The sequence below is a fragment of the Ruminococcus difficilis genome (assembly GCF_016680995.1).
Genome location: NZ_JAEQMG010000076.1, coordinates 23242 through 29810 on the forward strand (window position 1 = coordinate 23242; position 6569 = coordinate 29810).

Below are 6569 nucleotides of genomic sequence, written 5' to 3' on the forward strand. Positions count from 1 at the left end.
ACGCATTCTCCCGCAAGAAGGGGGCAGAAACCTTTTTCAATGGGAGCTGATTTCATAGAGTTCATTCGTGAAGATGATAATATCATGAGAGGAAAAAGAAGGCTTAAAATGGAAGCGTAAGGCGTATTATTTTGGATTTATACCGGAATCGAAAAAGAAAAAATAATGAAGCCTTACAAAAGAAAATACTCATTACACTGTCTTTTTTAAGCAACAAAGTCAGCACCAAAAGTTCATTAGTATGTGGTATAATATAGTTGAAATAAAGAATAATATTCTGCTTATTTGCCAACAATTACTAGTGAACAGGAGGTGCCGGCATGCTCGACAGAAATGAATTACGGAAGCTTCAAAACGCAGATATTTCAGCTTGTGAACCGGACAGGCTGACAGATTTAATTAATCTGAACATCAACACGAATCAACGGATAACAGATAAAACGAGTTCATTTATAAAGCTTGCAGGCAACCCGTATTTATTCAAGGTAGGAGAGACTGTTGTCAAAGTCGAATATGAGGGTAGTAAAAGCTTCGTCGAATCATTCGCAAGCTTAATCCGCGCAGGATAATGTAACAAAATCGGAGACTGTTTTTTATGCAAAAGTATCAAGACTATTATGGACAGCCAAATCAGGCTTTAAAAACATGGCAGGCTGCCCTTTACATTCGTCTTTCAAAAGAGGACATGGACAAAAATAAAACCGAGAGCGCGTCCATTGCCAATCAGCGCGAGATTTTGAAGGAATATCTCAAGCTGCACCCTGATATCGCCCATGTCGATACCTATGTGGACGACGGCTATTCGGGAACGGATTTTGATCGACCGGGCTGGACAAGACTCATGCAGGATATCCGCCTAAAAAGAATCAACTGCGTCATTGTCAAGGATTTGGCGCGTCTCGGCAGAAACTACACGATCAGCGGCGATTTGATTGACAACCAGTTTGCGCGTCTGGGCGTGCGTTTTATTGCCCTTAACAACGGAATCGACACCGCAGGCGACGGCATGAATGCCGCCACGCGCTGTATCTCAATCGGCGTGACGAATGTCATCAACGAGAGCTACGCCGCTTCCACCTCGGTCAATATTCGCGGCACGCTGAACAACCACCGCCGACAGGGCAAGTTTATCGGCGCGTTCGCCTGTTACGGCTACCGAAAAGCCCCGGAGGATTACCACAAGCTGATGATCGATGAAGAAGCCGCACCCGTCGTGCGCATGATATACCGTGAGTTTATCGACGGTAGCAGTATCATTGGCATCGTCAAAAAGCTCAACGGCATGGGAATCCCGAATCCGACGCTTTACAAGCGGCAGCAGGGAATGAACTTCAACAGCCGCACCGATAACGATGGATTGTGGAGCGACAGAACCGTGCGGCGGATTTTGCAAAATCAAATGTACATCGGCAATATGGTGCAGGGTGTGAACCGTACGGTGAATTATAAAGTACATGAATGCCGTGCGGTGCCAAAGGACGAGTGGATCATCGTCGAAAACACCCACGAGCCGATCATCGACCGCGAAACCTTCGACAAGGCGCAATCGCTGTTCAGTCGGCACATCCACAGCCGTAAAGCCGACAAAAGAGCGGACTTGTTCGCGGGCTTCGTGTTCTGCGCCGACTGCGGCAAGGCGATGCACAAAAAGGTGAACCGTCAGAACGGCAAGACCTACCGCTACTACAAATGCTCAACTAAACAAAAGAAAAGTCCCAAAGCCTGCACCAACCACACCATCCGCATCGACAAACTGGAGCAGGCAGTACTGACAACGATCCAGACGATGGTCGATGTCGCGCTCGATTACGACGAGTTGATGAAACAAGTGAAGCAAAGCAGCAGAAATCAGGAGAGCGACTATATAAAACGCACGCTGGAAACGCAGAAAAAGGAGCGCGAAAAGTGCCTCAAAGCGTCTGCTGACTTATACCCCGACTGGAAAAACGGCGAAATCACGCAGGAGGAGTATCAAAGAATCCGCGCCAACCTCAACGAAAAACTCGAAAAGCTCGACGCCATGATCGCAAACTTAGAAGCAACACAAGCTCAACTTGAAGGTGACACCATAGCCCCAAACACCTTCGCGGAGCACTTCATGAACCACCGCAACATCACCGAATTGACCCGCCCTATATTGGTAGAGCTGATAGACAAAATCCTCATCCACGAGGGCGGAAGAATCACAATAAAAGTAAAATTCGCCGACGCCTTCGAAGCGTTGATTGATTATCTGGAGCAGCAAAAAGAGATTGCGTAAGCAGTTATCATCAGTCGATAGTCCCTCGACGAACTTGCAGAATTCCACAGTTACCTGGATATACTTTTTTCCATTTTCCACTCGCGGATATGGCGGAATTGGCAGGCGCGCAAGGTTCAGGTGACACCCCTTCGGTGTAACTGAAAAATCCGTCTTAATCTTCTCCGAAACCTACAAAAATTTTATACTCGCAGGTATGGCGGAATTGGCAGACGCGCATGGTTCAGGTCCATGTGAAAGCAATTTCATGCAGGTTCAAGTCCTGTTACCTGCACCAAACAGTAAAAATCCGAACCTTCTCCCAGTTGGAGACGGGTTCGGATTTGTGCTTTTGTTATGATGTTTTTTAATTACAATGTATTATTAAACAAAGACATTTGAGGATTAGATTTGTTTGTAATGAGCTGATTAATAAAATGTTCAGAGCACTTATCTTTGAAGAAATTCAACAAAATCTCTTTACTCCAACTCTCAAATAATAAATCTCTTCTTTCCAAAAACATTTGCTCTAACTCTATAAATGAAATAAAGTTTCCACTCTTACTTGTACCCCTTTTTTGAATTATTTCATATCTATCTAAATTCAATTTTTTCTTTTCATCTAATTCTATTATCCAACCAATTGCTAAATGTTGACTGCTTTTTACTCCATAACTTGGAGTGTATAAAACAAAAGGTTGATAATTATCTATACAATATGAAATACCGATTTCTTCCAATAATTCTCTTTCCAATGTGTTTTTGGCCGTGGAAACAAAATTATTTTTTTTATTATTTGTTTCATCTTCCTGCCTCATGTGTCCGCCGGCATATAATAATAGTTTTCCAGACTCTGGCGAATACTTAGAAGTACTTTGTTTAGTTTTCTTTATACACAGTATTTTGTTTCTCTCTAAATTTGTTATTACAGCAATAGGAATAGGTTGTATAAATTGCTCATTACTCTCAACCTCATCACGGTTAGCAAAACTATATGAATCTAATGAAGACTTAATTGTTTCAAAATCATTGATTCCTTCTCTTAAGGTGATTTCACTTTTAGGAATGTAACCGATTTTTTCGATTAACATATCTTTTAACACCTCTAATGTGCTAAGTGTAACTTCATATCCCACATCATTTTGTTCTTTATCAGTAGTATCAATCTGATGTGTTGCTCGAAATTCACTTCTATATTCATCAATAGTATCCTTAACTGATTTCAAATATTGTTCAAGAACATTTTCCCGCATAATACTTCCACGTTTAGTTGTGAGTAGATTAGCGTATTCTCTTTCAATGGATTCTTGGGGAGAAACCATAAAAACGTAAACCAAATCAATGTTTTTTTGCCACCTATATATTGTTGCAAATTTCGTTAATACATTATATTCATATTCACTCATATTATGTTGAGTTTTTAACCATCTAAACCAGCATAAAGCATCAAATATTCCTCTATCTGAAATAATTATATCAATATCTTCTCCGTTTCTAGCTCTATCCATTTTTTCGTTAATTTCGTTAATAGCAGATGTACAGGTCCATACATTAAATATGGGATTATGCTTATCGCTTATTGGACTAACACTTGCTCTCTCACTTAAAACCGAAGTTTTAAATCCGTTTCTTTTCAAGAATAAATTTAAAGAATTAATACAAGAAGTTTTCCCTGCTTTGGGACTACCACAGAATTCTATTACTATGGGTCTGCGCTGACGATGTAGTTTTTTTAATTTTAACACTTCGCTTGCTAACTGCTCAAGTTCAATTATCTTCTCTTTGTTCTTTTCTATATAAGTATTGTCATTGTTCATTGTTTTTATTCTCCTTAATTATATTATTGATAACATTTTCACCATATCTATCTAATTTTAGAATTAGTTTTCCATTGCTATATCCAACAAAAAAAGATATTATTACAGAAATTAAAAAGAAATTGCTGTTATCAAATTCCTGACCTGCATTCACAAAAAATATACCACTTATTATTCCTATATTTATTATTATCGATAAGATACCACTTATAATTGGGCGGAAATAAAAATAGATTTTTGCACCAAGTTTTCTGTAATAAGTGTTTTCTAATAGAATTGAAGAATCATTAACTAGATTTTGAATCGCTGACTTATATAATTTCCTAATGTAATAAATTGTGGCTCCTAACACTCCACTTGGGAAATCAAACATCAGAATTCCTATCAGTTTTGAGAATCCGTTATTATGTATTTCAAAATTAAATACTAAGGAAAAACATAACCAAAAAAAAGATAGAATTAATACTGTAATATAATAAATAAAAAGATGTTTTATTTCATTCTTTTCTAGAAAAATCCATTTTTCTTGATTATCTAATTTATGATTGTTCTGCATTTCACTCATGATAGTCACCTCTAAGTTTTATACATTTATAATTCTATCATATATTTTTCATACTTTCCATTTATTAATTTGTAGAATTTATATTTTGGTTTTTGTTGATAATATACCAAAAAACTCATACAATTTTGTGAACAATGTTTTGAACTGCCATGTGATTAAAAATCGAGATAATGAATCAATCAATATTCCATGTTTTTTTATTTTACATCTTCATTTCCTTCCTCTGCTGTAACCACTCCGGTTTATTTCTCCGCCCTACTTTACTTTCGAGGAGAGCCTGGAACTATGAGAGGAAACATTTTGCGAGGGATTCAAATTCATACTGTAGCATGTTGCTTTATTTTGCCAATATACAACATCACGGCATGCCTTTGTTGCAGTTGATAAAATATGATGTGCTGTCAGCATGGCACGACTATGTGCGAATCAACTGCGGCAATTTCAATTTGGATAACCGTCATCAATATGCGGTACTGAAAAAGATAGCGTATATGTACTTTCAGAAGAAAGAAAATGATAAACCGCTGTCACAAATTATTTCCGAAATTGCAGAGGAAATGGATTTGTCGGAAGATAGCATAGAAAACTATTTGATTGCCGTAACCACTTTCAAGCCAAAGTATAACGCTGATTTTTACGGCAGTGATGAGGACGAAGATTACTATTCTTCTGCGGTGGATTCCGCTGATAATTGTTTATATACAGAACATATCTTTTTCAAGTTATGCCGACAAGAAAAGTTATTGAACGCCCTCGCCAAACTCAACAAGAAAGACCAGATGTTGATAGAGTACATCTACGGTATCTGTCCGCAGTGTCTGAAAAACAAAGAGCGAAAAACAATCCGCCAAGTGTCCTTGCTGCTCGGCTTGACCGAGGACGGCGCTCAAAAGAAACTGAAATCAATTCTAAATAAGCTACGAAAGCTGCTACAAGAGTAAAGGCAGTGGAAACATTCTGCGTTGTTTCCACTGCCTTCAATTTTGCCCCACAAACCGCGACAAATCGCCTGTGTGGGCTATGTTCGTCGTGGTCGGGACATTTTTCGAAGGTTTTGTTTGAGCGACACAGGGCGAAATATCGCGCGTTTATTTTTTCAAAAACAACTGGCTTTCTCTAACCGATTGACTTTTACTATAGAAATATACGGATACTAATGTACAGTAACAATATCCCGAATTATTCACGGATATCCGGAATTGCGTATGAAAATGGATATGTAAGAGAAAACAGCAGCAAAACTGACACCCTGCAAAGTTTTCCACCGAATAAAGGCGCACTACTCCCTTGGGGGTCAGATAATTTTTGAACGGGAGTTTTGAAGCTGTCAAGGTACACGGGGTAACGTCTATTTGAGTTGCGGACTGAGTTTTTTAATATTGGCGAGAGTCTCGAAAAACTGCGTTTGGTATGGACAGTAACTGCACAGTTTAAAATACACATATCTCGCGGAGCTGACGATTCTGGCTGCAATTTTCAACAGCTTGAGTCTGACAGTGTCGATACGATCCTTTCGCATGGATTCAGGCAGTGTCAGGCGGCGAAACCAGTTAAATAGATTGTATGCCAGCGCATGAATCTGAACCCGGTTGGCGTTGACAATCATGGAAGAACTGCTGACATAGCTCATATCAAAGCCGGATTTGCACTCCTTGATGAAGTTTTCCATATTTCCCCGCTTGCAGTAAAAGCGGATTAAATCCTCAGGAGAGGACTCCATATTGGTCACGACAAAGGTATGCATGTGAATCATCTGACCGTAAGGCTTCTCGATTTTGCAGACGACGCGTCTGGGGTAATCCCAAGAACCCGCCTTGTACAGAAACTCGCCATACACGACGGCATGAGAAACAGTGTCCTCCCGGGTAAGATCATACAGTTCAGAGTCCAAGTCTTGAGCAAGTCTTCTCAGCACAGGATTTTCCTTGAGCCGAATGACATAGCCGGT

Annotated in this window: 6 protein-coding genes and 1 tRNA gene; 4 read left to right on the forward strand and 3 right to left on the reverse strand. The window is 39.5% G+C overall.

What is annotated here, in order from left to right:
- The first annotated feature begins 320 nt into the window (after nt 1-320).
- The 3 genes from JKK62_RS08580 to JKK62_RS08590 all read left to right on the forward strand — a co-directional run bounded on the left by JKK62_RS08580 (nt 321) and on the right by JKK62_RS08590 (nt 2537).
- On the forward strand, nt 321-569 hold the full coding sequence (locus JKK62_RS08580; protein ID WP_201427560.1) for a DUF6870 family protein: 249 nt from the start codon (nt 321-323) through the stop codon (nt 567-569).
- A gap of 26 nt (nt 570-595) precedes the next feature.
- Nucleotides 596-2260, forward strand: coding sequence for a recombinase family protein (locus JKK62_RS08585; RefSeq protein ID WP_201427561.1), 1665 nt, complete (start codon nt 596-598; stop codon nt 2258-2260).
- Nucleotides 2261-2450: 190 nt separating this feature from the next.
- A tRNA-Leu gene (locus tag JKK62_RS08590) sits at nt 2451-2537 on the forward strand.
- Between the two features lie 73 nt (nt 2538-2610).
- On the opposite strand, the gene JKK62_RS08595 is transcribed toward JKK62_RS08590, so the two are convergent.
- Both JKK62_RS08595 and JKK62_RS08600 read right to left on the reverse strand, forming a co-directional pair.
- Nucleotides 2611-4056, reverse strand: a complete 1446-nt coding sequence (locus tag JKK62_RS08595; RefSeq protein ID WP_201427562.1) for a hypothetical protein — start codon at nt 4054-4056, stop codon at nt 2611-2613.
- A complete protein-coding gene (locus JKK62_RS08600; protein ID WP_201427563.1) occupies nt 4046-4621 on the reverse strand; it encodes a hypothetical protein in 576 nt (191 codons plus the stop codon). The genes JKK62_RS08595 and JKK62_RS08600 overlap by 11 nt, the downstream gene beginning before the upstream one ends.
- A 329-nt stretch (nt 4622-4950) precedes the next feature.
- On the opposite strand from JKK62_RS08600, the gene JKK62_RS08605 reads away from it, so the two are divergent.
- On the forward strand, nt 4951-5562 hold the full coding sequence (locus JKK62_RS08605; protein ID WP_201427564.1) for a sigma-70 RNA polymerase sigma factor region 4 domain-containing protein: 612 nt from the start codon (nt 4951-4953) through the stop codon (nt 5560-5562).
- Between the two features lie 407 nt (nt 5563-5969).
- On the opposite strand, the gene JKK62_RS08610 is transcribed toward JKK62_RS08605, so the two are convergent.
- Nucleotides 5970-6569: transposase (locus JKK62_RS08610; RefSeq protein ID WP_201427565.1), on the reverse strand; the 600-nt coding region annotated here is incomplete at its 5' end.

Coding starts and splice junctions, on each gene's coding strand:
- JKK62_RS08580 (WP_201427560.1), top strand. CDS start 321: ATGCTCGACAGAAATGAATTACGGAAGCTTCAAAACGCAGATATTTCA.
- JKK62_RS08585 (WP_201427561.1), top strand. CDS start 596: ATGCAAAAGTATCAAGACTATTATGGACAGCCAAATCAGGCTTTAAAA.
- JKK62_RS08595 (WP_201427562.1), bottom strand. CDS start 4,056: ATGAACAATGACAATACTTATATAGAAAAGAACAAAGAGAAGATAATT.
- JKK62_RS08600 (WP_201427563.1), bottom strand. CDS start 4,621: ATGAGTGAAATGCAGAACAATCATAAATTAGATAATCAAGAAAAATGG.
- JKK62_RS08605 (WP_201427564.1), top strand. CDS start 4,951: ATGTTGCTTTATTTTGCCAATATACAACATCACGGCATGCCTTTGTTG.